The organism is Brevibacterium sp. H602 (assembly GCF_051172395.1).
GTDB lineage: Bacteria > Actinomycetota > Actinomycetes > Actinomycetales > Brevibacteriaceae > Brevibacterium.
Genome location: NZ_JBPIZD010000020.1, coordinates 39,798 through 65,580, shown reverse-complemented (window position 1 = coordinate 65,580; position 25,783 = coordinate 39,798). Strand labels below are relative to the sequence as shown.

The 25,783-nt window shown below is 61.3% G+C and carries 20 protein-coding genes; 8 read left to right on the top strand and 12 right to left on the bottom strand.

All coding sequences use genetic code 11. The features are described from left to right. Positions 1 to 46: 46 nt before the first annotated feature. From ACSBQT_RS14385 to dnaA, 7 genes are all read right to left on the bottom strand, one after another. Positions 47 to 907 (bottom strand): DUF3566 domain-containing protein, encoded by an 861-nt coding sequence (locus ACSBQT_RS14385; RefSeq protein WP_410709328.1) that lies wholly within the window; start codon positions 905 to 907, stop codon positions 47 to 49. After that, complete coding sequence (gene gyrA, locus ACSBQT_RS14380; RefSeq protein WP_410709327.1) at positions 904 to 3,471, bottom strand: DNA gyrase subunit A; 2,568 nt, start codon at positions 3,469 to 3,471, stop codon at positions 904 to 906. The genes ACSBQT_RS14385 and gyrA overlap by 4 nt, the downstream gene beginning before the upstream one ends. Positions 3,472 to 3,611: 140 nt before the next feature. Further along, entirely contained in the window at positions 3,612 to 5,609 is a 1,998-nt protein-coding gene (gene gyrB, locus ACSBQT_RS14375; protein ID WP_410709326.1) for a DNA topoisomerase (ATP-hydrolyzing) subunit B, read from the bottom strand. Between the two features lie 219 nt (positions 5,610 to 5,828). Beyond that, on the bottom strand, positions 5,829 to 6,341 hold the full coding sequence (locus ACSBQT_RS14370) for a DUF721 domain-containing protein (protein ID WP_101546518.1): 513 nt from the start codon (positions 6,339 to 6,341) through the stop codon (positions 5,829 to 5,831). Next, positions 6,338 to 7,474: a DNA replication/repair protein RecF gene (gene recF, locus ACSBQT_RS14365; RefSeq protein WP_410709325.1), complete on the bottom strand. Its 1,137-nt coding sequence runs from the start codon at positions 7,472 to 7,474 to the stop codon at positions 6,338 to 6,340. The genes ACSBQT_RS14370 and recF overlap by 4 nt, the downstream gene beginning before the upstream one ends. After that, on the bottom strand, positions 7,475 to 8,614 hold the full coding sequence (gene dnaN / locus ACSBQT_RS14360; protein WP_172173149.1) for a DNA polymerase III subunit beta: 1,140 nt from the start codon (positions 8,612 to 8,614) through the stop codon (positions 7,475 to 7,477). A 557-nt stretch (positions 8,615 to 9,171) separates the two neighbouring features. Continuing rightward, complete coding sequence (gene dnaA, locus ACSBQT_RS14355) at positions 9,172 to 10,857, bottom strand: chromosomal replication initiator protein DnaA (RefSeq protein WP_370035077.1); 1,686 nt, start codon at positions 10,855 to 10,857, stop codon at positions 9,172 to 9,174. 415 nt (positions 10,858 to 11,272) lie between these two features. Here dnaA and rpmH point away from each other — a divergent pair, with 415 nt between their 5' ends. From rpmH to ACSBQT_RS14320, 7 genes are all read left to right on the top strand, one after another. Further along, complete coding sequence (rpmH, locus tag ACSBQT_RS14350; RefSeq protein ID WP_039211706.1) at positions 11,273 to 11,410, top strand: 50S ribosomal protein L34; 138 nt, start codon at positions 11,273 to 11,275, stop codon at positions 11,408 to 11,410. Positions 11,411 to 11,412: 2 nt separating this feature from the next. Then, the gene (gene rnpA / locus ACSBQT_RS14345; protein ID WP_410709324.1) at positions 11,413 to 11,778 is read left to right on the top strand and encodes a ribonuclease P protein component; all 366 of its coding nucleotides are present in this window, start codon (positions 11,413 to 11,415) and stop codon (positions 11,776 to 11,778) included. After that, the gene (gene yidD / locus ACSBQT_RS14340; protein ID WP_248283866.1) at positions 11,762 to 12,118 is read left to right on the top strand and encodes a membrane protein insertion efficiency factor YidD; all 357 of its coding nucleotides are present in this window, start codon (positions 11,762 to 11,764) and stop codon (positions 12,116 to 12,118) included. The genes rnpA and yidD overlap by 17 nt, the downstream gene beginning before the upstream one ends. Positions 12,119 to 12,250: 132 nt before the next feature. Further along, positions 12,251 to 13,204 carry a membrane protein insertase YidC gene (gene yidC / locus ACSBQT_RS14335; protein WP_410709323.1) on the top strand — a complete coding sequence of 318 codons (954 nt, stop codon included), beginning with the start codon at positions 12,251 to 12,253 and terminating at the stop codon, positions 13,202 to 13,204. An 8-nt stretch (positions 13,205 to 13,212) separates the two neighbouring features. After that, positions 13,213 to 13,770 (top strand): protein jag, encoded by a 558-nt coding sequence (locus tag ACSBQT_RS14330; RefSeq protein WP_139909522.1) that lies wholly within the window; start codon positions 13,213 to 13,215, stop codon positions 13,768 to 13,770. After that, on the top strand, positions 13,763 to 14,443 hold the full coding sequence (rsmG, locus tag ACSBQT_RS14325) for a 16S rRNA (guanine(527)-N(7))-methyltransferase RsmG (protein ID WP_410709322.1): 681 nt from the start codon (positions 13,763 to 13,765) through the stop codon (positions 14,441 to 14,443). Before ACSBQT_RS14330 ends, rsmG begins: the two co-directional genes overlap by 8 nt. A gap of 65 nt (positions 14,444 to 14,508) precedes the next feature. Further along, entirely contained in the window at positions 14,509 to 15,405 is an 897-nt protein-coding gene (locus ACSBQT_RS14320; RefSeq protein WP_139467600.1) for a ParA family protein, read from the top strand. Here the strand turns inward: ACSBQT_RS14320 and ACSBQT_RS14315 are convergent. Next, on the bottom strand, positions 15,322 to 16,230 hold the full coding sequence (locus tag ACSBQT_RS14315) for a hypothetical protein (protein ID WP_435001940.1): 909 nt from the start codon (positions 16,228 to 16,230) through the stop codon (positions 15,322 to 15,324). The two genes, ACSBQT_RS14320 and ACSBQT_RS14315, sit on opposite strands and share 84 nt — an antisense overlap. Here ACSBQT_RS14315 and ACSBQT_RS14310 point away from each other — a divergent pair. Then, positions 16,211 to 17,407 carry a ParB/RepB/Spo0J family partition protein gene (locus ACSBQT_RS14310; protein WP_435001939.1) on the top strand — a complete coding sequence of 399 codons (1,197 nt, stop codon included), beginning with the start codon at positions 16,211 to 16,213 and terminating at the stop codon, positions 17,405 to 17,407. The genes ACSBQT_RS14315 and ACSBQT_RS14310 overlap by 20 nt on opposite strands. Before the next feature lie 2,913 nt (positions 17,408 to 20,320). Here ACSBQT_RS14310 and ACSBQT_RS14305 read toward each other — a convergent pair. The 4 genes from ACSBQT_RS14305 to ACSBQT_RS14290 all read right to left on the bottom strand — a co-directional run bounded on the left by ACSBQT_RS14305 (position 20,321) and on the right by ACSBQT_RS14290 (position 25,776). Continuing rightward, a complete protein-coding gene (locus tag ACSBQT_RS14305) occupies positions 20,321 to 21,409 on the bottom strand; it encodes an N-acetylmuramoyl-L-alanine amidase (RefSeq protein ID WP_410709319.1) in 1,089 nt (362 codons plus the stop codon). A 152-nt stretch (positions 21,410 to 21,561) separates the two neighbouring features. Beyond that, positions 21,562 to 21,879, bottom strand: coding sequence for a thioredoxin (gene trxA / locus ACSBQT_RS14300; RefSeq protein WP_039211718.1), 318 nt, complete (start codon positions 21,877 to 21,879; stop codon positions 21,562 to 21,564). A 123-nt stretch (positions 21,880 to 22,002) separates the two neighbouring features. Further along, positions 22,003 to 22,989 (bottom strand): thioredoxin-disulfide reductase, encoded by a 987-nt coding sequence (gene trxB / locus ACSBQT_RS14295; protein WP_410709318.1) that lies wholly within the window; start codon positions 22,987 to 22,989, stop codon positions 22,003 to 22,005. 267 nt (positions 22,990 to 23,256) lie between these two features. Further along, complete coding sequence (locus tag ACSBQT_RS14290; protein WP_410709317.1) at positions 23,257 to 25,776, bottom strand: virulence factor MviN; 2,520 nt, start codon at positions 25,774 to 25,776, stop codon at positions 23,257 to 23,259. Between the last annotated feature and the right edge of the window lie 7 nt (positions 25,777 to 25,783).

Sequence of the window (25,783 nt, the reverse complement as noted above, 5' to 3'; positions counted from 1 at the left end):
CAGCAACCTCGCGCGAGGTTGCTGGGCCGCCGTCAGGTAGCAATTATTAGTCGTCGGTGAGGGTGAGGCTGAATCCGCCGGCGATGAGGGAGCCGATGTTGTAGATGAAGGCCGCCAACGTCGACAGCGCCGTCATCAGCACGATGTTGATAACCGCGATGATGAAGCCGGCCGCAACAACCCGGCCGAAGCCGAAGATGCCGACGATCCGCTCGGCCGACTCTGCTCCGGCGAGCTCGCTCATCGTCGATTCGAGGCCACTCATCACACCGGTCGCCTGCAGGACGACCCACAGGACGATGAAGGCGACGATCGTGGCGATGCCGATCGCCACGGACATGAGGAACGACATCTTCATGACCGACCACGGGTCGACCGCGGAGACGGTGAGACGGACGGTGCGGGGGCCCTTTTTCTTCTTGCCCTTCCCACTGTCGACCATGTTCTTCACGCCCATCTTCACGCTGCCGGAGCTGGCGCGGACGGTGTTCGCGGCATTTCCCATCACCGAGGTGGCGCCGCGGTTGCCGCCGCCCGATCCCTGGGGGCCCGATCCTTGTGAACCGGAAGTCGGTGCGCCGGATCCCTGCGAACCGGTCTGAGCACCCGATCCCTGGGACCCGGTGTGAGCCGATGGCGTCGAGCCGGCCGAGGGCGCCCGGTTGGGCTTCGGCGAGGCCTTCGGAGCGGGAGGTGCGACGACGGTGGCGTTCTGGCTGTTCGGTCCCGAAGAGCCGTGACCGGAGCCGGATCCCTGTTTTGCACCGGTTCCCGACCCGGAGTTCGAACCTGAACCGCTTGCTGCAGCCGACTTGTCATCGGACTTCGACGATCCGGCCGTCAGACGGGTCGAGCCGCTCGACGTGCGTATGATCTTGCCTGAGCCTGGCTGTTTGCTATCGCTCACTCTTCCACATCCTCGTTGCCGGTCTGAGGCTCTGCGACCTCACCTTCCGGGACTTCGGCATCGTCTTCGCTTTCGATCTCGTCTTCGACCTCGGCTTCGGGCCCACGGGTCACTGCGATAATACGGTCTTTCTTGTCCGGTTTCGCGAACACCACACCCATGGTGTTGCGTCCCTTCGCCGGAACTTCATCGATGCTCGACCGAACGATCTTACCGCGCTCCATGACCACGAGGACCTCCTCACCGTCTTCGACGATGAGTCCGCCTACCAAGTCTCCGCGCTGTTCGGTGATCTTCGCAACCCGGATTCCCAGACCGCCACGCCCCTGCAGACGGTACTCGTCGACCGGCGTGCGCTTGGCGAACCCGGCCTCCGTGACGACGAAGACGTAGGTGTCCGGCCGAACGACGTCCATCGTGAGCAGCTCGTCGTCGTCCTTGAACTTCATCCCGGTGACACCGCCGGTGACTCGGCCCAGGGGACGGATCGACTCGTCATCGGCGGCGAAGCGGATCGACATGCCCTTGCGCGAGATCAGCAGCAGGTGATCCTCGGCGCCGACGATGCGGGCCGAGACCAGCTCATCGGGCTGACCCTTGTATTCACGCAGGTTGATGGCGATGACACCGCCGGTGCGGTTCGAGTCGTAATCGCTCAGGCGGGTCTTCTTCACCACACCGGAACGGGTGGCGAGGATGAGGAAGTCGGCGACCTCGTAGTCCCGGATCGACAGCACCTGGGCGATCGTCTCACCCGGCTGGAGGGCGAGCAGGTTCGCCACGTGCTGGCCCTTGGCGTCCCGTGAGCCCTCGGGAAGCTCATAGGCCTTCGCCCGGTACACGCGACCGGTGTTCGTGAAGAACAGCAGCCAGTTGTGTGTGGAGGTGACGAAGAACTGTTCGACGACGTCGTCGCCGCGCAGTGCCGCGCCCTTGATGCCCTTGCCTCCGCGGTGCTGGGCCCGGTACAGGTGCGTCTGGGTCCGCTTTGCGTAACCGCCGCGGGTGATCGTGACGACGACCTCTTCCTCGGGGATGAGGTCTTCCATGGACACATCCCCGTCGAATCCGGCGAGGATCTTCGTCCGGCGATCATCACCGTAGCGCTCGACGATCTCGTCGAGTTCCTCGGACACGATCTCACGCTGGCGAGCCGGGGTTGCCAGGATGTGGTTGTACTCGGCGATCTGCTGCTCGATCTTCTCGGCCTCTTCCTGGATCTTCAGACGCTCCAGTGCGGCCAGTCGGCGCAGCTGCAGGTCGAGGATCGCATTGGCCTGTAGTTCGTCGACCTCGAGCAGCTCCATCAGTCCGGTCCGTGCCTCGTCCGAGGACGGGGAGCGGCGGATCAGGGCGATGACCTCGTCGAGGGCGTCGAGGGCCTTGAGGTAGCCGCGCAGGATATGAGCGCGTTCCTCGGCCTTGCGCAGACGGAACTGCGTGCGACGGACGATGACTTCGATCTGGTGCTTGACCCACAGGCGCAGGAACGAGTCGATGCTCAGTGTGCGCGGCACGCTGTCGACGAGGGCCAGCATGTTCGCGGAGAAGTTCTCCTGCAGCGACGTGTGCTTGTACAGGTTGTTGAGCACGACCTTGGCCACGGCATCGCGCTTGAGCACGATGACCAGGCGCTGACCGGTGCGGCCCGAGGACTCGTCGCGCAGATCGGCGATGCCGGCGACCTTGCCGTCCTTGACGTAGGAGGCGATCTTCGCGGCCAGGGTGTCCGGGTTGACCATGTACGGCAGCTGGGTGACGACGAGGCAGGTGCGGCCCTGGATCTCTTCGACTTCGACGACTGCTCGCTGGGTGATCGATCCGCGACCGGTGCGATAGGTGTCCTCGATGCCCTTGCGGCCGAGGACCGTCGCGCCCATCGGGAAGTCGGGCCCCTTGATGATGCCGAGGAGGGCTTCGAGAGCCTCTTCCTTGCTCGCCTCCGGGTGGGACAGCAGCCACTGTGCGCCCTGGGCGACCTCACGCAGGTTGTGCGGAGGAATGTTCGTGGCCATACCCACGGCGATGCCGGCCGAGCCGTTGACCAGCAGGTTCGGGAACCTCGAGGGCAGAACCATGGGTTCCTGGTTGCGGCCGTCGTAGTTGTCCTGGAAGTCGACTGTGCCTTCTTCGATGTCCCGGACCATCTCCATGGCCAGGGGCGCCATCTTGCACTCGGTATAACGCGGTGCGGCCGCTCCGTCGTCGCCCGGGGAGCCGAAGTTGCCCTGACCGGCCACGAGCGGGTAGCGCATCGTCCACGGCTGTACGAGGCGGACCATGGCGTCGTAGATCGCCGTGTCGCCGTGCGGGTGGTACTGGCCCATCACGTCGCCGACGACGCGCGAGCACTTGGAGAAGTTGCGGTCGGGGCGGTACCCGCCGTCGAACATCGCGTAGAGCACGCGGCGATGGACGGGCTTGAGTCCGTCGCGGACGTCGGGCAGGGCACGGCCGACGATCACGCTCATCGCGTAATCGAGGTACGACCTCTGCATCTCGAGGTTGAGATCAACCTGTTCGATCCGGTTGATTTCTGTTCCGATATCGTTCTCGTCGGCCAATGTGGGCTCTTCCCTTGTGTTCGTACCGTGTCCGGCTGGATCTCAGCCGTGTGCGGCGGCGATTGGTGCGTGCAAAGAATGGGTGCGGTGCGTCCGGTCTCCCACCCTCACCGAGGCGGCTGCCCGGTGAGGACGGATGATCAGATATCGAGGAAGCGGACGTCCTTCGCGTTCTCCTGGATGAAGCGGCGACGCGAATCCACGTCGTCGCCCATGAGGACGGTGAAGATCTCGTCGGCGACGATCGCATCGTCGAGCGACACCTGCTTGAGCAGCCGGTGGTCGGGATCCATCGTCGTCTCCCACAGCTCCTCGTAGTTCATCTCGCCCAGACCCTTGTAGCGCTGGATCGCGAGATCCTTGGGCAGTCGCTTGCCGGCGGCCCGCCCGGTCTCGAGCAGTCCGTCGCGTTCCTTGTCGGTGTAGGCGAACTGGTGCGGGGCGTTCGACCACTTGATGCGGTAGAGCGGCGGGGTCGCGAGGTAGACGTAGCCGTGCTCGATGAGCGGCTTCATGTACCGGAAGATCAGCGTCAGCAGCAGGGTCGTGATGTGCTGACCGTCGACATCGGCGTCGGCCATGAGGACGATCTTGTGATAGCGCAGCTTCTCGAGATCGAATTCCTCACCGATGCCGGTGCCGAAGGCCGTGATCATCGCCTGGACTTCGTTGTTGCCCAGGGCGCGGTCGAGTCGAGCCTTTTCGACGTTGAGGATCTTTCCGCGCAGCGGCAGGATCGCCTGAGTGTTCGGGTTGCGGCCCTGAGTCGCCGAGCCGCCGGCCGAGTCACCCTCGACGATGAAGACTTCGGATACGAAAGGGTCCTTCGACTGGCAGTCCTTGAGCTTGCCGGGCATACCCGAAGACTCGAGCAGTCCCTTGCGGCGAGTGGCCTCACGGGCCTTGCGGGCGGCCAGGCGGGCCTGGGAGGCCTGCAGCGCCTTGCGCACGACGTCCTTGGCCTGGGCCGGGTTCGACTCGAACCAGTGTCCGAGTTCGTCGCGGACCACCCGCTGGACGAAGCCCTTGACCTCGGAGTTGCCGAGCTTCGTCTTCGTCTGACCCTCGAACTGGGGATCGCCGAGCTTGACGGAGATGACGGCCGTGAGACCCTCGCGGATGTCATCGCCGGTGAGGTTCGGGTCCTTGTCGCGCAGCAGCTTCTGTTCCTTCGCATACGCATTGACCAGCGAGGTCAGAGCCGTGCGGAAGCCCTCTTCGTGGGTGCCGCCCTCATGGGTGTTGATGACGTTGGCGTAGGTGTGGACGGACTCGTTGTACGACGTCGTCCACTGCATCGCGATCTCAAGTGCGAGAGTCTGTTCGCCCTCTTCGGCTTCGAAGACGATGACATCGGGGTGGACGAGGTCGGCCTTCTTCGTCGAGTTGAGGTACTCGACATAGTCGAGCAGACCGTTCGCGTACTCGTAGGTCACGGTGCGCGGCTTCCACTCGGTCGCCTCGTCCTCGTCGATCTGGACATCGTCGTCATCGACTTCGTTGTGGCGCTCATCGGTGAGGCTGATCTTCAGGCCCTTGTTGAGGAAGGCCATCTGCTGGAAGCGCGCACGGAGGTACTCATAGGAGAAGTCCGTGGTCTCGAAGATCGAGCCGTCCGGCCAGAAGGTCACGGTCGTGCCCGTTTCATCGGTGGCTTCGCCGCGCTGCAGTTCGCCGTTGGGCACGCCACGGTCGAAGTCCATCGTCCATACGTAGCCGTCGCGCCTGACCTCGACCTCGAGTCGTTCGGACAGTGCGTTGACGACGGTCGAACCCACACCGTGGAGACCGCCTGCCACGGCGTATCCGCCGCCGCCGAACTTACCGCCGGCGTGGAGGATCGTGAGGATCACCTCGACGGTCGGCTTGCCTTCCGTCGGGTGCATCGCCACCGGCATTCCGCGGCCGTCATCGGCGACACGGACGCCTCCGTCGGCGAGGATGGTGACCTCGATATGATCGCAGTAGCCGGCCATCGCCTCGTCGACCGAGTTGTCGACGATCTCCTGAACGAGGTGGTGGAGACCACGTTCCGAGGTCGAACCGATGTACATGCCGGGCCGTTTTCGGACTGCCTCGAGACCCTCGAGAACAGTGATGTCGCCGGCATCATAATGAGGCTGATCCTCGGTCGTCATATGACTCCTTGTTCGGATGGTCGCTATCAGCTCCCCATTCTACCGCGCCGCAGGCTGAAATGCCCGTAAGCGGCCTGTGAAGGCGTATTTCCCGAATTTTCGTGCCGCAGATGTACCCCCGGACAGGTAAGGGAGCGGCTATGGCCGTTTAAGGCCCTCTGTGTTCTTCTCAGAAATACAGGGATTCTTCCCGGAATTTCGCCGAGGCGGCTGCCCACTTCACCCGAATGTGTCCCGAGGTCCGCGGCCGGCCACCGATCGTCGACCGCGTTTGAAGCTGCGTCCCTGTGGCCCCTTGATCTCGATCTCGGTGATCGTCGCCGAGCCCAGCCCTTCCTCGAGTCTGCGCAGGATCGTCGGTTTGAGCACTCGCAGCTGGGTCGCCCAGGTCGTCGAGTCTGCGGCGATGACGAGCAGTGGAGGAGAGAAGTCGACGGGGGTCGCGTGCTGGGCCACCTGGGGTCCGACGAGGTCGGGCCACCGGCCGAGCACCTTGCCGATGTCGAGTGAGGACGACCAGCCGCGGTCCGTGATGAGCGAACCGAGCACAGATGACACGGTCTTCGGGTCACGGCCGTCTCGACCCGACCCCGAGTAGACGGCTTCGCCGCGCAGGCGGGAACGGCGACGGCTGCGGACGAACTTCGCTTCGGTGACCTCCATCCGGCGGACTCGGTCGAGGGCTTCGAGTGCGGCGACGGGAGTGGAGTAGTCCCGGTCGATGCCGCTCATGATGCGCCGCTCTGCAGGAGTCGGGACTGGTCGATCCGGATTCCTTCGAGACCATCGGGCAGATCGGAGTCGACGGCCGCGGTGATGAAGACCTGTTCGGCCGATGTCACTCTGGAAGCCAGACGCTGACGCCGACCGGTGTCGAGTTCGGCGAAGACGTCATCGAGGACGAGGATCGGCTGTTCAGCGGCGCTTCCGGCATCGGCGGAGAGCAGATCCCACCCTGCCAGCTGCATGGCCAGCGCCAGCGACCAGGTCTCTCCGTGAGACGCATAGCCCTTCGCCGGATGGGTTCCGATCATCAGCGAAAGATCATCGCGACCGGGTCCGTGCAGGGTCAGTCCGCGCTCGATCTCAGTCGTGCGGCGACGATCGAGGGCCGCCAGCAGCAGCTCCTTGCAGTCGGCAGCGGATGCGGCCTGTGAGTAGTCGATGCGCGGATCGTAGGCGATGTGGGCGCCTTGCCGTTCCAGCCGGGCATCGGCTGCGATATAGGCGAAGTTCGTCTGCAGCGGTTCGACGATATCGGCGAGGATCCGCTGGCGCCCGAAGACGAGTTCGGCAGCGGAGTCCGCGTAGGCCATGTTCCAGATGTCGAGAGTCGCCTCGAGGCCGGGATCGCGGTCCTCGCGGAGCCGTTTGAGCAGAGCATTGCGCTGTTTGAGTGCCCGTTCGAAGTCCGTGATGATCGAGGCGAAGCGCGGATTGCGCGCCACGACGAGCGTGTCGATCCACGACCGGCGTTCAGCCGGTTCACCGCGGACCAGACTGAGGTCCTCGGGAGCGAAGACGACACAGGAGACGAAGCCGAGGATGTCCTTGAGCTTCACCGCATTGCGGTTGACCCGGGCCCGGTTGGCACCTTTGGCCTGGATCGTCACCTCGACGGTGGCATGCCGTTGATCCCGGTTGACCAGTGCGGACACCGTCGCAGCCTGACGCCCCTCATGGACGAGCGGAGCGTCGAAGGCCACCCGGTGGGAGCGCTGATGAGCGAGATACCCGATCGCCTCGACGATATTGGTCTTCCCGGTCCCATTGTCGGCCACGAATGTGGTGACTCCGGGTGAGAACTCGAGGTCGAGCTCCGGATACGACCGATAGTCACGCAGGGAGAGTCGGGATATCCACATTCAGATGCGCGTGGGCATGAGCAGATAGCGATAGGACTCGTCGGCAGGACCGTCGAGTTCCTTCTGCCCGGAGATGATGACCGGCTTCATCGGCTGCGTGAAGGAGAAGTTCACGTACGGGCTCTCGACAGCGGCGAGACCTTCGGCGATGTAGTGCGGGTTGAAGCCGACGGTGATCTCGTCGCCCTGGAGCGTGGCTTCGACGGCTTCGGAGGCCTGAGCGTCGTCACCGGTGCCGGCGTGGAGGGTGAGCATGCCGTCGGTGACCTCGAAGCGCAGCGGGGTGTTGCGTTCTGCCACGAGCGAGACACGGCGAACGGCTTCGCGCAGCACGGCAGTCTCGACGATGGCGTGGATCGGAACCGAATCCGGGAACAGCGAGCGGACTTTCGGGTACTCGCCCTCGATGAGCAGCGAGGTGGTGACTCGACCCGCCGAGGTGAAGGAGATGAGGTCCTTGCCGGCATCGGTGCTCAGACCGATCGTGACATCGCCGCCGAGGGACTTCGAGACATCGGAGAGCGTACGTCCGCGCAGCAGGGCCACGGCCGAGACGTCGGGGCGACCCGGGTTCCAGGTGAACTCGCGAACGGCCAGACGGTAGCGGTCGGTGGCGAGCATAGTGACCTTCTCGCCCTCGATCTCGACTCTCACGCTGGTGAGGATCGGCAGGGTGTCGTCCTTCGAGGTCGCGATCGTGACCTGCGAGACGGCGTTTTGGAACTCACCGGCCGAAACGGTGCCGGAGTCATCGGGGATCTGCGGCAGCGCGGGGTATTCGGCCACGGGCATCGTCATGAGTGAGAAGCGCGAGGATCCGCAGGTGACGTCGACCTTCGCATCGATCTGTTCGAGGGTGACCTCTTGGTTCGGCAGAGCCTTGGAGATGTCGGCGAGCAGACGTCCGGAGACGAGGACCGTTCCTGCGGAGGCGACGTCGGCGACGATCTCGACGCGGGATGAGACTTCGTAGTCGAAGACGGCCAGACGCACTGTGCCGCCGGCTTCGGCGGTGATGAGAATACCGGTGAGGACCGGAGCGGAAGGACGGTTGGGCAGAGTCTTGGTCGCCCAGGCAACAGCGTCAGCGAGAACGTCGCGATTGACTTTGAACTTCAAGGGGGATGCTTCCGCGTTCACTTTACTCCTTCGGGGTGGCCACCCGACCTGCACTGGGCATCTGGCACGAGATTCCGGGTTGCGAGTCACAGGCTCGATACTGCTCGGAAAACTTTACACAGCCTATCCGATTTGTGCCCACCTCAGGAGTGCCGGCCGAAAAGGGATGCCGAGGGTGCTCAGCGACCGAATCTCGCATTCGAGAATCGGCCGGGATCCTGTGTTCGAATATTCTGCAGGTCCATGACTCTCTCGACCTCGAGCTCATGAGCTCGAAGCTCATCCCCCGCAGCAGTCGGTGGCGGTCGCCCTCTTAGGAGTTGAATTCACTTGGTAGAAGTATCAGCACTTGTGGAGACTGTGGACAAGTGCCGCTTACCCCAGAGTAATCAAGGGTTCTGATCCATTATGAGCTTGTGGATGCCATGTGCACCGCGACCGAGACGTCGGTGGGCGCTTGGGTAAACACAAGCATGTAGTTCACATCTTTCCACCCGTGGACCAGTTTTGTCCACCGCTCTTTCCCCAAGCTGTGAGCAATTGTCCCCAGGGTTATCCACAGATGTGTATGACGTCTTCTATAGGCGGTGCTGTTGTTTAATGCGGTTTGTGAGTTCGGTGACCTGGGTGTAGACGGCCCGTCGTTCAGCCATCTGAGTTCGAATCTTCTTGTTCGCGTGCATCACGGTGGTGTGATCGCGTCCACCGAACGCCTGTCCGATCTTCGGCAGGGAGAGGTCGGTGAGCTCACGGCACAGATACATGGCGATCTGCCTGGCCGTCGTCAGAGTCCTGGACCGGGAGGTTCCGCACAGGTCGTCGAGGGTGAGGCTGAAGTAGGCAGCGGTCTGGCCCATGATGTCCGCGGCCGTGACCGCGGGGGTGTCATCGGGGGTGATGAAGTCCTTGAGAACGGTCTCGGCCAAGGAGACGTCGATCTGCTGATCGTTGAGGTTGGCGAATGCCGTGACCCGGATGAGGGCGCCTTCGAGTTCGCGGATGTTCGAGGACACACGGGAGGCGATGTATTCGAGGACATCGTCGGGAACATCGAGCTGCTCGGCTGCGGCCTTGCGGCGCAGAATCGCGAACCGAGTCTCCATGTCCGGAGGCTGCACGTCCGTGAGCAGACCCCATTCGAATCGGGAGCGCAGCCGCTCTTCGAAGCCCTTGAGCATCTTCGGCGGCTGATCGGAGGTGATGACGACCTGTTTGGCCTCATTGTGCAGGGCGTTGAATGTATGGAAGAACTCTTCGACGGTCGCATCCTTGCCCTGTAGGAACTGGATGTCGTCGATCATGAGGATGTCGACCTCGCGGTAGCGGCGCTGGAAGGCGGGACGCAGAGCATTCGAGGTCTTCGATGAGCCGATCGTATTGATGAAGTCGTTGACGAACTCTTCGCTGGAGACGTACTTCACTCGGATCTCTGGGAACAGCTGTGTCGCGTAGTAGCCGATCGCGTGGAGCAGGTGGGTCTTGCCCAATCCCGAGTCCCCATAGATGAACAGAGGATTGTAGGCCTTGGCCGGTGCCTCGGCGACAGCGAAGGCCGCTGCATGGGCGAACCTGTTGGAAGCGCCGATGACGAAGGTGTCGAAGGTGTATTTCGGGTTGAGCTGAGCGACGCCGGGAGCATCGACGGGCGGGCCCATCGGGGCGGCTGTCGCCTCGGCGATCTTCATCTCACGGTCAGTCATGCCGGAATCGTCGGGAGCCTGCGGCTGCGAGGCGGGCGTCTGCGTTGCCGGAAGCGCCGATGCCTGAGCCTGTGGCATCTGGGTACCCGAGGTCTGCGCAGCCGGCTGGCCCTGGTGCGGCTGAGCGAATTCGGGCGTCGAATGATCGGCGGGTGCCGGCCGGACCGGTTCGGTCGCCTCGGTGGGGGTGGGTTCAGGGGATCCCGTCGCCGAGGTGGAGGTGACCGGATCGATGGGAACCTGGGTTCCAGGGGTCGACTCTCCAATGAGGTCTTCGAAGCGGATCGGCACGTCGAGTTCAGGATCGACGACGAAGCCGAAGGTCACCTCGAAACCGAGCACCTTTGAGAACTCCCTGGTCAGAGGGCCGAGCAGTCGGGTCTCGATGGTGCGGCGGGTGTGTTCGTCACGCACGGCGAGAAGGATGAGCGCATTGTCGACGAGGGCCTTCGGCAACGCGAGGGAGAGGAATCCCTTCTGATGCGACGTGAGGTCTGGGTCCTGTTCCAGGTTTGAGACCACCGTGTGCCAGCGGCCGATGAGCTCATTCTTGGAATTCGACACCGTCACATTTCCTCAGCTTTCAAAAAATTCGTTCTGGCGTGATCCACACCTGTGCATGACTTCCACATAGTTTTCCACAGAATGTGGACTAGTGCCGACTCAGCCCAGTGAATCTCCACACTCGTGGATAAGCTTGTGGAAAACTACATGGGTGTGACTTGTGGATGGGCCTTGATGACGCGAACGCGAACGGCGATGAATTTCGGGCGAGCGTGACGTGAAACATGCGGATCCCGTTTGACCGGTCCGATTCCGCCTCGCTAAGATGGAGTGTCCTGTGTACCGGGCTTCATCCGATTATCCTGATTATCTTTTGGCTCTTATGCACAGGAGTGCTCGGCGGTCGAGACTCGCACCGCCGTTTTTTGTGAGAACGCACCGGCGTTCACCCGCAACCTAGAAATCGGAGACTGAAGTGAGCAAGCGTACATTCCAGCCCAACAACCGTAAGCGCGCCAAGAAGCACGGCTTCCGTCTGCGTATGCGCACCCGCGCGGGCCGCTCGATCCTGGCTGCACGTCGTCGCAAGGGACGTTCCGACATTTCGGCCTGAGCATGCTTGACGCGGCACATCGGATCCGCAGCGGCGAAGACTTCAGACGAATCTTCAGAGCCGGGGTCCGGGTGCGCACAGAGCATCTCATGGCGCACAGCCTGAGAGACACCGATGATACCCACGCTGCACGCGTGGGTTTCATCGTATCCAAGGCCGTCGGAAATGCCGTGGTGCGCAACCGCACCAAACGCCGCCTGCGCGAGATCATGCGTGCGCGGCTCGGTAAGCTGAGATCAGGAGATCTGTTCGTCATCCGGGCGCTGCCGCATGCCGGACAGGTCGACTTCGCCGTACTGTCCGCCGAGGTCGACGAGCTGCTGGTCAAGGCAGAGAAGAAGCTGGAACGTCGTGGACGCCGAGCATGATCTGAAGCATGTCTCCGAGGTGCCCCGCCGGCCGGCAGGTTTCTGGCCGACACTCGGCTGGATCGTCCTGATCGGACCGAGGATGCCGTTCGTCTGGTTCATCCGCGCCTATCGGATCGTGATCTCACCTCTCTACGGCCAAGTGTGTCGCTACTACCCCAGCTGCTCCATGTACGGTCTCGAGGCGTTCGAGATACACGGAGTTCTCAAGGGCGTGGTGTTAACTGGGTGGCGAATACTGCGCTGCAATCCGTGGTCGCACGGAGGTGTCGACCACGTGCCGGGCTCGGCGCGGGAGGCCAGGTCGAAGACCATCCACCGCGGTCAGGCACACACCTGAACATATTGAACTTGCAGTCCGCGCACGAGCGTGAAGATGCGGACTGCCTCGGGGCACACGTCGTGTCGCGCAGACCTGTGAACAATGGCAAAATGAACTTCGCGCAAGAATCGGTGTAACGAGGAGAACTGAATGGACTGGATGGACAAGCTGCTCTACCCGCTGCAGTGGGTAGTTGCTTGGATCCTCGCGATCTTCCACGAGATCTTCACCGCAATCGGTCTCGAGGCCGCCAGCGGTTGGACCTGGGTCCTCTCGATCGCCGGACTGACCGTGGTCATCCGTGCTCTCCTCATCCCCCTCTTCGTCTACCAGATCAAGTCGCAGCGCAAGATGCAGCTGCTGCAGCCGGAGATCCAGCGCCTGCAGGCGAAGTACAAGGGCAAGAAGGACCAGTACTCCCGCCAGGCCATGGCCGAAGAGCAGATGGCGCTGTTCCGCGACAACAAGACGAGCCCGTGGGCATCGTGTCTGCCGCTGCTCGTGCAGATGCCCATCTTCTTCTCGCTCTTCCGCGTCATCCACAATATGCCGAAGGTCGCCTCCGGTGACGTCGGAGCCATCGGCGGTTTCACGCAGCAGCTGGCGATTCAGGCCGAGCAGTCCTCGATCTTCGGCATCAGCCTTTCGGCGGTCTTCACCGACCCGGGCTTTGCGGTCAAGCTGCTGACAGGTGTCCTCATCGTCATCATGGCCGCCACCATGTTCATCACGCAGAAGCAGATGATGGCGAAGAACATGTCGGAGTCGGCAATGGCCAACCCGATGATGCAGTCGCAGAAGATGCTGCTCTACGTGATGCCTCTCGTCTTCGGCATCGGCGGAATCTACTTCCCGCTCGGTGTCCTCATCTACTGGCTGGTCTCGAACACTTGGACGATGGCCCAGCAGCACATGGTCATCCGCAATATGCCCGCTCCCGGCTCGAAGGCCGAGAAGGAGATGCTTGAGCGCAAGGCTCGCAGGGGCAAGACTGTGAAGCAGGACGAGCTCAAGGGATCGACCGTCACCGAGGAGGCCCCGAAGAAGAGCGGCCAGCGGCAGCAGCCTGTGAGCAAGAACCGTAAGAAGAACAAGAAGCGCTGAGGACAGACATGACCGAAGAGAAGATCGACGAGACCTCCGAACAGACACCGGAAGAGACTCCGGAGGAGACCTCGCCGAAGCCGAGCCGTGCCGAACTCCTCGAAGAAGAGGGCGAGATCGCCGCGGACTACCTCGAAGAGCTGATGGATCTGGCCGATATCGACGGCGATATCGATATCGATGTCGCCGACGGCCGTGCACAGCTGTCCATCGTCTGCGAGGACGACGAGGACTCCAACCTGGGCACCCTGGTCGGCCGTGAGGGCCGCACCCTCGGTGCGCTTCAGGAACTCAGCCGTCTGGCGGTGCAGACTCAGACCGGTCAGCGGTCGTGGCTGATGCTCGATATCGACGGTTTCCGCAACAGTCGTCGCGAAGAGCTGATCAAGAAGGCCAAACGCGCGATCGCCGAAGTCAAGGACGGCGGCGAGGAGTTCGCGTTCAAGCCGATGAACAGCTTCGAGCGCAAGATCATCCACGACCAGGCTGCCCGCGCCGGTCTGGTTTCGGAGTCCGAGGGTGAGGGCGACGGTCGTCATGTCGTCATCCGGCTCGCCGATGACTGATCAGCCCGAGAACGACACCGAGCTCTCGAACGAGTCGACGCCGGCGGAGATCGAGTCGCCTCCGTCCGGCACCGAAGAGTACTTCGGTGCGGCTTATCCTGCCGCGCAGCGGTATGCCGAACACCTGGCCACCACCGGAATAGAGTGGGGTCTCATCGGACCGCGCGAGGTCGATCGACTGTGGACCCGGCACATCCTCAACTGCGCTGTTGTTGCCGAATACATCAATGAAAATGATGTCGTCGGTGATGTCGGCAGCGGCGCCGGACTGCCGGGTATTCCGATCGCACTGATGCGCCCCGAGGCGAAGATCGTTCTCATCGAACCGATGGAGCGCCGTGTCGAATGGCTGAACATGGTCGTCGACGATCTGGGACTCGAGAACGTGCGGATCGTGCGTGCTCGCGTCGAGGAGCTCGTCGACGAGGAGATGTTCACGGTCGTCACCGCACGCGCGGTCAAGGCGATGACGACTCTGATCGAATGGACCCGCGAGGTCATCAGCCCCGGGGGCCGGATCCTCGCCCTAAAGGGAGCTTCCGTCGAAGGCGAGCTGGTCAAGGCGAAGAAACTGATCAAACGGTATCGACTGTCCCAACCTCAGATCCACGTCGTCGATGGCGGCGGCATCCTCGAGGTCCCGAGTCGTGTCGTCGAGATCGTCAAGAAATAGTACGAAGTAGAGTTGGTCTAGGCTGGAAGAGCCTTGTGAAACCGATGGATGATGGAGTGCGCCCTATGCCGATCATGGATGAGTCGTCTCCCATTGGTGCCGCGATTGCACGGGACAACCGGCGTGCGGATCGACTGTCGCAGACAACCTTTCCACGGCCGGACTCGACCCGTATCTTTACGATCGCGAACCAGAAGGGTGGCGTCGGAAAGACCACGACGGCGGTGAACATCGCAGCGGCCCTGGCCAATCAGGGGCTCAACGTCCTGCTCATTGACATCGATCCGCAGGGAAACGCGAGCACCGCGCTGGGTATCGACCACTATTCCGAGGTCACGAGCATCTACGACGTCCTCATCGATGACGTTCCGATGCGCGAGGCGGTGGCGCAGTGTCCGGATTTCGACACTCTCAAGTGCGTGCCGGCCACCATCGATCTCGCCGGCGCGGAGATCGAACTCGTGTCCCTCGTCGCACGTGAACAGCGACTGCAGCGTGCCTTGGGCATCTACCTCAAGGAGGAGGAAGCAGCGGGAGATCGCGTCGACTACATCATCATCGACTGCCCGCCCAGCCTCGGTCTGCTGACGGTGAACGCTTTCGTGGCCGCTCGCGAAGTCCTCATCCCGATCCAGTGCGAATACTATGCACTCGAGGGCCTCAGCCAGCTGCTGAAGAACATCCAGCTCATCCAGAAGCATCTCAATCCCGAATTGGCGATCACGACGATTCTGCTGACGATGTATGACGGACGGACGAACCTCAGTGCTCAGGTCGCTGAAGATGTGCGTACTCACTTCCCGGAGCAGGTCCTCGGTACCGCCATTCCGCGCTCGGTGAGGATCTCTGAGGCACCGAGCTACGGCCAGACCGTGATCTCATATGACCCACATTCCAGCGGTGCCCTGTCTTATCGGGAAGCCGCCGAAGAAATTGCGAATCGAGGAGTAAGTCGTGGTTGAACGCAAAAAGAGGGGCCTGGGGCGGGGCCTCGGAGCATTGATCCCCGACGCGAACTCCAATGATCGTCCGGTGGATGTGTTCTTCTCCGGCGGGAACGCGGAAGACGGCAAACGCGAGAGCGAGACGAAGACGTCACGTACTGCGCGCACGGACCCAGCTGCGTCTATGCAGTCGTCCCGACGACGCAAGCCGAAGGCTTCCGGGACAACTCGATCGACCTCCGCGACTTCCGGGGCAGATACCGAGACTGAGACTGCTGCCTCGAAGACAGCGTCCTCGGAGGCCGGGTCGACAAAATCGGGAACGACCAAGGCTGCGTCGTCCAAGACCTCTGGGTCCAAGACCTCTGCGTCCAAGCCCGCGGGTTCGAAGTCGACCGCCTCTGAATCGACCGCCTCTGAATCGACCGCTTCTAAGTCCACTGCGTCTAAGTCGACAGGGACGAAGACGGCGACCTCCAAGACGACGGGAACGAAGGCCTCGACGGCGAAGTCGAGCGCATCGAAGGCCAGTGCATCGAAGGCCACCGGGAGCGGTTCCTCCAGAACTTCTGCTGGCGCCGAATCGACGTCAACGAAGACGAAGGCTGGGTCTTCTGCTCGGCCGGCGTCCGGTCCGTCCTCTGCTACCCCAGCGGAGAGCGCAGAGAAGGCGTCTGCAGCGCCGAAGAATACGACGCGGAAGACATCGTCCTCCGCCGCGGTTTCTGGCTCCGCGGCGAGCTCAGGCGAAATGGAGACTCCAGCGGCGAGATCGTCTGCTGAATCCAGTTCGGCTGAGCCGACCGGCAATGAGTCGGTCGACGTGAGCTCTGACCTTATCAATGACTCTCAGTCCTCAGAGTCCGCCGCAGCAGCGTCGACCGAGGACGATGTTCGCGAAACGCATCCGGGCGTTTACACGTCGTCTGGTCGAAGCCATGACGACAACGAGGCGGATGAAGAGGTTCGGTCCGAGGGCACCGAAGTTCATGAACAAGCAGCCACTACGCATGTAGTGAATGCTGAGTCAGAAGATTCCGAAGGTGAGTCTCGACTGGCGGAGACCTCGGATTCAGATACTTCAACAGCTACTGAATCCAATGCAGGGAAGAGTACTTCATCCTCGACCGAAGAATCGGCAGACTCCGACGCCTCGGAGACCGCCGATGAGGGCGATCTCGAAGATTATGAAGGCGTCGAATCGATTCCGGATACCGAGTTCGGTGAGATTGACGTCGATCTGATCGATGCGAATCCCAGGCAGCCGCGAACGGTCTTTGACGAAGATCTGCTGGCGGAATTGGTCCACAGCATTCGTGAGATCGGCGTCCTTCAGCCTGTCGTCGTCAGGCAGAAGCCGAGCGACCGCTCGCGCTTCGAGCTCATCATGGGTGAGAGGCGTCTTCGCGCGACGAAGGACGCTGGTCTGTCGACGATTCCGGCAATCATCCGGTATGTCGAAGACACAGACCTCCTCCGTGACGCGCTTCTGGAGAACCTGCACCGTGCAGAGCTCAATCCACTAGAAGAGGCAGCGGCTTATGGCCAGCTGCTCGAAGACTTCGGGTGCACGCAGGAAGAGCTGTCCGAGCGTATTGGGCGTTCTCGGCCACAGATCTCCAATACCCTGCGTCTGTTGCGCCTGCCTCCTCTCGTGCAGAGGAGGGTGGCTGCCGGCGTCATTTCGGCTGGTCATGCCCGGGCGATTCTCGGCCTGCGCGATCCGGAGCATATGGAAGTGCTAGCGCAGCGAATCGTTGCTGAGGGTCTATCCGTCAGGGCATCGGAAGAAGCTGTCGTTCTGCTCAACCGAGGTGATTCGATCAATGTTTCACGTGCAACGACAAAGGTGGCCCCGGAGTTCCTCGCGGTAGCTGAACGTTTGGGCGATCGTCTCGACACCAAAGTGAACATCTCCGTTGGCAAACGCAAAGGCAAGCTGAGTGTGGAGTTTGCGAATCAAGAGGATCTCGACCGTATTCTCGGTCTGTTGGGAATCTCGAATGAGGACGCACTCTGAACAGAATGCAATAGGTGAAGATGGGCTTTGGGATGTTTCCCTGAAGCCCATTCTTTTGTCGCGGACGCTGCCTGAAACAGTGTGTGAGTTTCCACGGGCAAGGCGCTGGAACGTCACTATCGACATTCTCCAGGTGGGTTTTCGCTGATGCGTCGACGGCCCCACCGTTTCACGTGAAACGGTGGGGATGCTGGCTGCCGTTCGACTCGTCGACCGACCAACGAGGTCGTCGGAAGTATTCATCCCTGTTCCGTCCAATCACCTCGAAGCATGGATTAGATCGCTAGTATGAACGTTTCTAGTGGTGAGTTCTGCACCCGTTAGGTGTGCGCTGGTGAGACGAGGAGGCCCACTGTTAGTCTGCGGGTTTCAGGAATGCATCTTCTAGTAGATGTGGGTAGAAAGTCTGAAAGCGTCTTTATGCTGGTCACCTATCAGGAGTGCGTTGCCTAAGGCGCTGTTTCACGTGAAACGGGACGGTCAGATCGGCCGCCGTAGCTTCGACTGGAGCGGCCATACTCTGGTTCGAGACAAGTAGGAGTACTTGCTGAAGGTAGGTCGAAACTGAGTAGATGTCGCTGTCTCACGTGAAACGCGCGGCAGCTATTCTAACGAAATAGGGGGCGTGCGAATCGGAACTTATGTCATATCCCTACAGAATCTCGTCAAATTCAAACGAGGTACGTTGGTGCTAATGTGCCTAGGTCGTTCTCTGCTTCAATATCGGACGAGTCGATGTTTCACGTGAAACCGTTGTTAATGCCTTGCGTAGACAGAGGTGACTGCGCCCGCGATGCCCTTACCGGACCCCCAACAGGACAACGATTCGGACAGCTCTCTACGCGTCCAATTGGTTAGGGATTTCGGTTTATCAGCTTTCGACTTTCGCCTCCTGAGAATGGCCGATCCACCCTTCAGACGCTAATGAACGGTTTCAGGAACACCCCTTCCGCCTCCGTGATTTAACGCCCTGCGGATCGAGCGCCGTTGGTCGGCGCGGTATGAACTGACGAATTCGAGCGTCTGGGTTCCGCCGGATAGCGCATCATCGTGGGTACACACCCTATATTGCGGTAAGTGTGTTCCGGTGATTCTGCTGGCTAGTCGAATTGGATCGACGAGAGCGGGAGTGGCGTTTCATGTGAAACAAGTCTGGATGGAATGGAATTCGTAGATCGGAGCCTCTCTTTGGGCGTCATTGGAGAATCGAACGGTCTTCTACGGCTCAATGCTGCTGTCTGCAATCTAATGTCGATTCAATGGCTGACTGCAGTTGATCGCTGTCGTAGTGTCCACGGACAATCGTCAAGAGCATCATTCCTCGGGCCCGACGTACCCGGCAACCCGGTGAGCGTGTTTGGAATGACGAGCTGAATCCAGGAGGTGGCGAATAGGATGGTGCCTCAGACGATATCGACGTATTCAGCGTACTTCGGCACGTGATGCAGCGGTTCTATGGCAAATGTTTCACGTGAAACTGGGTTTGCCCGAGCAAGCTCAGACGTTTTGTATGTTGATGGGAAATATTTGAAAAGAGCGGTTCTGCGTCGCTATTACGGCGCTTGGGTGTTCAATCCTTCACTGTTGCCGGTGCTTCGGCTATTTTGTATTGCCTGGTCTGTCGTACCAAGTTGTAACGCTTTCGTGACTGTAACGCCGTCGGGCGTTGTCTGTGGGCTTGGCCTTCGTCATACGTGGCGAGACGAAGAGATGTTCATTTTGTCGTTGTCTGGTCTATGATCAGTCTGACTCAGTCTCAGCGATGACCACCCGTGGCGGTGAACTGCTTTCGACGGCTTTCAAGTGGAGATTCCGTTTCACGTGAAACGTTTTCTGTCGAAGAACGTATCTTCACCGGCTATTGGAGCCGGCTGACGGGAGAATGCCTGTTCATTTCGTAGTGAACATATACGGGTGAATTAGGTCGTTTGTCGCTGCTACCGACCGATCAGAGGCGAGGACGTTCTCTCTTCTTTCACGCAGGGGGCAACTGCCGGCACTGGCTGAATCTTGATACCGATGTTCCACGTGAAACGACCCACTCCCCAGGAGAGGGTGGAGGCAATTCCGCCGCCGCTTTGTAGTTGAGCGAGCATTCAAGCGAGGTCTCTAGGGTTAGGTGTGAAGCAGAGTGCTTTTACACTCGTATGCATGTCGTCTCGATGTGCCGAGTGAGAGCATATTCGGCTGCGGCTTTCGGTTGGGTGATTAGGTCGCTCATTCGCAGAGGTGGCGCTGCCACAGGTGCTCGGCAGGTGCCACCGAAATTGGTTTAGGAGCGCATGGCAGGGTTATTGTGCTTCCATACGGATGCGCTGGTGTCCGCCAGGTCTCTTACGTGGTGTTGGTGCTTTCTTTTGCCCTATTCCGGCGGAGAGTCCAAATGGTTTCACGTGAAACGAAGCAACTGTATTGGAACTATTCTCTGTCGGTCGTGGTGAGACTGCGAACCCGCCTGAGCGAATGGTCGCTGCGAAGTCACACGAGGGCGGGGCCGATGGTTTCAAATAGTAGGTTGGCTTCAAAGTGGCTCGCTTCTCAGCGGAAGCCCAATTTGATCCGGGTGATGTGTCTGGTTGAAGTTTGCTACGGGCGCCGTTTCACGTGAAACATATCGTGGCGGGGCTCATTGTGCTAAGTCGCGGGCCCACGGTGCTGGCTCGCGGGCACGGGGTGCGAGCTCGACTAAGTTCGTCTCGCCCACTGCGCAGCGGACGAGCGGATCGACCGGGAGTCGTGGTATGTGTTCTTTCGGGGTTGTATCAACCCGTCCTCGATGCTTGTATAGAGCGCCTTGTGTCGGTCTTCAGTCGGCGGGTGTTCCGTTCTCTGAGGTTCAAGACTGAAGTGAGAAGAACCGTGCTCCTATTCAAGGAACACGGCTCTGCAAAGATGTTCGTAGAAGCTGGCTGACTAGTTCAGCGCTTTGATGGCATCGAGACTGAGAGTGCCTGTCTGAGGATCCTTGTCCTCCACAATGTAGAGGCGCTGCAGTGCAGCGGCTATGCCGTCGGCGATCGCGTCTCGCACGTGCGGATCCTGGAGGTTCTCGAGATCGTCTTGGTTGGTGAGGTAACCGCTGACGACATGGACCTTCGGTGTCTTCAGTCGCTTGAGTGATAACCACGTGCGTGCATGCGTGCGGCAGTCGAGCATTCCGGTCCGTGCGACCAGTTCTCCTTGGATGAGCTCTGCCAGCTTCTGCCCCGTCGGCGAATTGAGGTCCGACTGACGTTCGTGACCGAAGTAGAAGGTCGCCAATCCGTTGGCATCCTTGGATTTGCTGACATCCGCTGTGACGGTGATGACCGCAGATGCGCCGAGGGTATCCGCGCGATTGACTTCGACGGCATCGCCTTCGAGGAGTAGAGCTCCTGCCCCGATGGCTTCCAAACGACCGACAAGGCGACTTGCGATATCGAGAGTGATCTGACGCTCGAGAGCCGACTGTTCATCCGTCATCGGCAGCGTCTGGAAATCTACAACTGTAGTTGCTGCCTCGATGACGAAAGTTCGGCCGACGAGGGACGTACCCGAAGCCGCCACGCGTGCACGCTCCTGAAGCGCGAAAAGATTGCCGGTGTCCTGGTTGCGGTCGATCGCGTTGAGACCGCGGAGAGTCTGCGGTCCAGTGACTCCGTCTACCTTGGTGCCCAAACTCATCTGCAGTTCCTTGACCGCTGTCTCGGTCAGTGACGCGTACTCGGAATCGATACGACCCGGATAGAAGCCCAGGCCTGCGAGCTTGGTCTGGAGGTCGACGACATCATCGCCTGTCAGCACTCTCACGGGGTCGAATCGGAGCACACGGTCGCCCAACTGATATCGAGCCTGCTCCAGCGCAGAAAATGTCTCAGGGCCCAACACACCGTCGCAGAGGATCCCCCGATCTTGCTGGAACTGGCGGACACCCAACTCGAAAGCTCGATCGAAGTCCGCGGTCTCGGTATCACCGACATGGAGCCCCAAACGGGCCATCTGAGCTTTGATATTGGGCAGCATTTCGGAAATGTCGCCGCGCGAGTAGCGCGGTAAGTTCGGGTTCGTCAATGCGGTGCCAATCGTCGGTGATACGTTTCGAGGGTCAGTGTTCAGTGGCGCTCAGAAATGCCTAAGGCGCCCGTTGATACTACAACAGGCGCCTTAGAACTCGATCAGATGAAGTCGGAGAGCTCATCCTCGAGTGCGGGCTTCGGACGTGCGCCGATGATGGTCTTGGCGACTTCGCCGTCCTTGAAGACGTAGAGCGCCGGAATCGAGGTGATTCCATAGGTGCTTGCGGTCTCGAGGTTCTCGTCAGTGTTGACCTTGACCACGTTGAGCTTGTCTCCGTGCTCTTCGGCGATCTGGTCGACGATAGGGCTGACCATACGGCAGGGGCCGCACCAAGGAGCCCAGAAATCGACGAGTACGGGCTTGTCGGACTTCAGTACGTTCTCTTCGAACGTGGCATCAGTGACTTCTGTCGACATGAGTAACCTTCCTTCACAACGAATGTCTCTATCGGAACAGTGGAGCTGGATCTTTCATTCCCGGGTCTATTCGCTCGGCCCGATGTGCTGTCACGAGCAGCTATACGAACGGACGTTTCGGGATCAGGAAGCGACTGGGGCTTCGGCGACTGCTGCCTCCGCCACGGCGGGCTTAGAAGCAGCCTCGAGATCACCGAGGTAATGTTCGGCGTCCAGCGCGGCCGAGCAGCCCGAACCGGCAGCAGTGATGGCCTGACGGTAGACCGAATCGATGACGTCGCCGGCAGCGAAGACGCCCTCGACAGACGTCTTCGAAGTGCGACCATCGACGCTGAGGTACCCGTCGGCGCGCATCTCAAGCTGATCGGCGAACAGGCTTGTGCGGGGGTCGGAACCGATAGCCACGAACATGCCGGTCACCGGCAGTTCTGAGGTCTCCCCGGTCTCGGTGTTGCGGATGGTCAGCCCGGTGAGGGAATCTTCGCCGTGGACTTCGGCGACCTCGGAGTCGAGGAGGAACTCGAGCTTCTCATCGGCGTTCGCGCGGTCCTGCATGGCCTGCGAAGCACGCAGCTCCTGGCGGCGGTGGACCAGCGTGACCTTGGAGGCGAAGCGGGTGAGGAAGGTGGCCTCTTCAAGCGCCGAGTCACCACCGCCGATGACAGCGATGTGCTGATCACGGAAGAAGAATCCGTCACAGGTGGCGCACCAGCTGACTCCGTGCCCGGAGAGCTTCTTCTCATTGGGCAGTCCGAGTTCGCGGTATGCCGAGCCGGTCGCCAGGATCACGGCCTTTGCTGTGTAACGCGACCCCAAAGCGGTCTCGATCTCGTGAGCACCCGGGTTGAGTTTGAGGGTCTCGACATCGTCGTAGATGACCTCGGCACCGAACTTCTCGGCCTGCTCGCGCATGCTCTCCATGAGTTCGGGCCCCTGTACGCCGGCGGGGAATCCGGGGAAGTTCTCGACGTCTGTGGTGTTCATCAGTTCGCCGCCTGCGGTCACCGATCCTGCGATGACGACCGGCGAGAGGTTCGCACGGGCCGCGTAGACGGCCGCGGTGTAACCGGCCGGCCCCGATCCGATGATCACCAGTTGAGTATCAGTCATGTGAAAAGTTCCCTGCTTCTATCTGCTGTGCTCAGCGCGCCGCGGAGTGCCGCGCGAAATGACGTTCGTATCTATAACGGTACGGTGCCGCGGACTATTCCGCACCCGCATCCTGTCCGGCATCCGGCTCCCTTCCCTGCAACGGGACCGTGAGTGAAGCCGGATCCCGGATTGAAGCCGCCGGTCGAACCCAGCCCAGTTGCTCCCCTGGAGGCCGTGAAAGACGCCGGGATCCTTCTACCAGGGCGCGAGGAACTGCTGGTCGGTTCAGAAGAACTTCACAGAGCTGATGGTGGCCTTATAGCCGCCATCGGTCTGCGGCAGTTCGGTGACCCAGAGGATGAGTTTGTCCGTCTTGACCTCTTCATCGAACTTCACGGTGACGGCGCCGTCGGCATCGAACACGCCTTCGCCGATGACCTTCGCGTCCTCGGGGTCTTCACCGTCACGGATCTCGAACTTGCCTCCGGAGTTCCCCGACGCCACCTTCACCTTGCTCATGGTGGTCTCGTCCTCGAACTCGAAGAGCAGACCGACACCGGATTTGAGATTGCCGAAGCTCGCCGAGTTGTACCGGTCGGTGTTCCAGGACCCTTCGGTCTTGGGAATGACGTTCTCGGTTTCACTGTCGTGTTCCGATCCGTCGCCTTCGGGGTCGAGGGATTCGACCGTCTTGATCTTCGGAGGATCGGCTTTCGGAGTCTTCTTCTCTTCCTTCTTCGTCGGCTGCTCGCTCGCTGCGGACGTCTCGGAGACCGGAGTGGACTCCTCGTCTCCCGAGTTGAAGCCGATGATGACGATGCCGAGCACGATTGCGGCAACGACCGCGAGGCCGAGAACCAGCCACAGGAAGGGTTTCCGAGTGGCAGCTGGATCACGCTCGTCGGGACCTGTTCCACCGGAACCGCTGCCTGCACCGCCGGAAGCCGTGCTGCCACGAGCGCCGGCACCCTCTGCCGTGGCCGAGGCAGCTGCGGGTGCGGAGCTCGAAGCCGCTGAACCGGAGGACTTGGCTGCAGCGCCCGCCGCCGCGGCAGCGCCGGCAACGCCTGCAGCCGCGGCTCCTCCTGCCCCGGCAGCCTTGTTTCGGTTCTTCACAGACGCAGCCTGGGATGCATCGGTCGAATCGCTGTGCTGTTGGCGAGGTTTCCCGGCCTTGCGCTCGGCCGGACGCACAGTTGAGGAGTTCTCGGCCGCCTCGGCGCTGGGCTCTCCGACGGCTTTACGATCGTCGCCTGCACTTCGCTCGTCCACGGAGTCCGGGGACAGCCGGCGCATCTCCTTCGGCGGTGCGGCAGCATTGGCTTCCTGCTGACGGGCGGCCGAACTCGCCTCGAAGGCGGCAAGCCGCCTGCGCGCCTCGTCCTCCTTGGCCTTCGCGATCCGCCGTTCACGCTCATATTCACGTCGCTGATGCTCGCGCTGCTGTTCATTGGTTTCGAACATGCCGCCGAGGAACCAGGAACCGTCGTCTTCGTCCTCGCCGTCCATGATCACGCGCGTATCGTTCTCATCGCCGTCGTCATCGTTCTCGGGGACGATCTCAAGTGCCTGAGTGTCGGGATCCGAATCGTCTTCCCGACTCATGATCGGGGTCGTGAGGTTCTCGTCGTATTCGTGCTCCGCGTACTCCGAATACTCCGAATACGTCTGCTCCGGCTGCCACTCCTCCCAGTCCTGGGCGGCACTGTCGAGCTGTTCCTTCGCGATCGGGAAGCTCGAGGCCTCGCGCATCTGCATCCTGTCGGCATAGCGGCCCGTGGTGCTTCCGACCACTCCGGCGGCCAGTCCCCGGGTTCCCGGACGGGTGATTCCGATGCGCACCAGGGCGGCCTGCACCTGATCTTCGCTGGCGCTGGTCGAACTGCCGGGACCGGGTCCGATGGTCTTCGACCGTGGAGCGGGCAGGCTGGTGGCTTCATCGAAGCTGCGCGGCGACTGATCGAACAGATTCTCGTTCTCCGCCACCGGAGCACGATTGACGTAGCGCAGCAGTTCCGGGTCCCACTCGTCGATGTAGCCGAGAACCTCGGCGACCGAACCCGGACCGGGATCCGAACCCGTGATGATTCCACTGACGAAGTCATCGAGTCTGTCAGGGACATCGGGGTTGAGCGCCTGCGCCCGGGCGATTCGGGCGTTCTCCTTCTCCGCAGGAGGAATGCCGTCGAATGCCTCTTCACCGGGCCAGTATCCGGTCAGAGCAGTGTAGAAGAGCTGGACGAGAGCGAGGGCGTCTCGCCGTGAGGCCTTGGTCGGCGTGTAGTCCTTCTGCTCGACGAGCCCGGTGTCCAGCGCCAATGCCGCATCGATGCCGATGCCTGCGATGACCACCGCACCCTTCGACGTCAGACCGACGAGGCTCGGACGCAGGAACATATGGAACAGTCCCCGCCTGGCCGAGGTCACGAGCGCCGAGCCGACCTCGCCGATGAGCGCGCAGGCGGCGTCGACGGGCAGCGGCGAACGGGGCAGGATCTGGTTGAACGGCGTCACCGCGATGCGCTTGATGACGATGTAGTCCAGCCCGTTGGAATGGCCGACGTCGAGGGTCGGGGCGATGCGCGGGTCACCGAGGATCGATACACGACGGGCGGCTTCGAGGACGTCGTTGGAACCGTCGGCATCGGCGACGAGGATGAGCACGGGTTCGTCGAGGATCGCATCGAGCCCAGTGCAGACCGCACCGACCTCGGGTTTTTCGGGAAGCCATCGGCGGTCGACGGTCGATACGACATAACGGCCGGCCACCACCATGCCGGGTTCGATATCGATCAGGGCGACCACCTCCGGT

Coding starts and splice junctions, on each gene's coding strand:
- recF (WP_410709325.1), bottom strand. CDS start 7,474: ATGTGGATATCCCGACTCTCCCTGCGTGACTATCGGTCGTATCCGGAG.
- ACSBQT_RS14330 (WP_139909522.1), top strand. CDS start 13,213: ATGACCGAAGAGAAGATCGACGAGACCTCCGAACAGACACCGGAAGAG.
- ACSBQT_RS14305 (WP_410709319.1), bottom strand. CDS start 21,409: ATGCTGCCCAATATCAAAGCTCAGATGGCCCGTTTGGGGCTCCATGTC.
- rsmG (WP_410709322.1), top strand. CDS start 13,763: ATGACTGATCAGCCCGAGAACGACACCGAGCTCTCGAACGAGTCGACG.
- trxA (WP_039211718.1), bottom strand. CDS start 21,879: ATGTCGACAGAAGTCACTGATGCCACGTTCGAAGAGAACGTACTGAAG.
- yidC (WP_410709323.1), top strand. CDS start 12,251: ATGGACTGGATGGACAAGCTGCTCTACCCGCTGCAGTGGGTAGTTGCT.
- rnpA (WP_410709324.1), top strand. CDS start 11,413: ATGCTTGACGCGGCACATCGGATCCGCAGCGGCGAAGACTTCAGACGA.
- ACSBQT_RS14320 (WP_139467600.1), top strand. CDS start 14,509: ATGCCGATCATGGATGAGTCGTCTCCCATTGGTGCCGCGATTGCACGG.
- ACSBQT_RS14370 (WP_101546518.1), bottom strand. CDS start 6,341: ATGAGCGGCATCGACCGGGACTACTCCACTCCCGTCGCCGCACTCGAA.
- gyrB (WP_410709326.1), bottom strand. CDS start 5,609: ATGACGACCGAGGATCAGCCTCATTATGATGCCGGCGACATCACTGTT.
- trxB (WP_410709318.1), bottom strand. CDS start 22,989: ATGACTGATACTCAACTGGTGATCATCGGATCGGGGCCGGCCGGTTAC.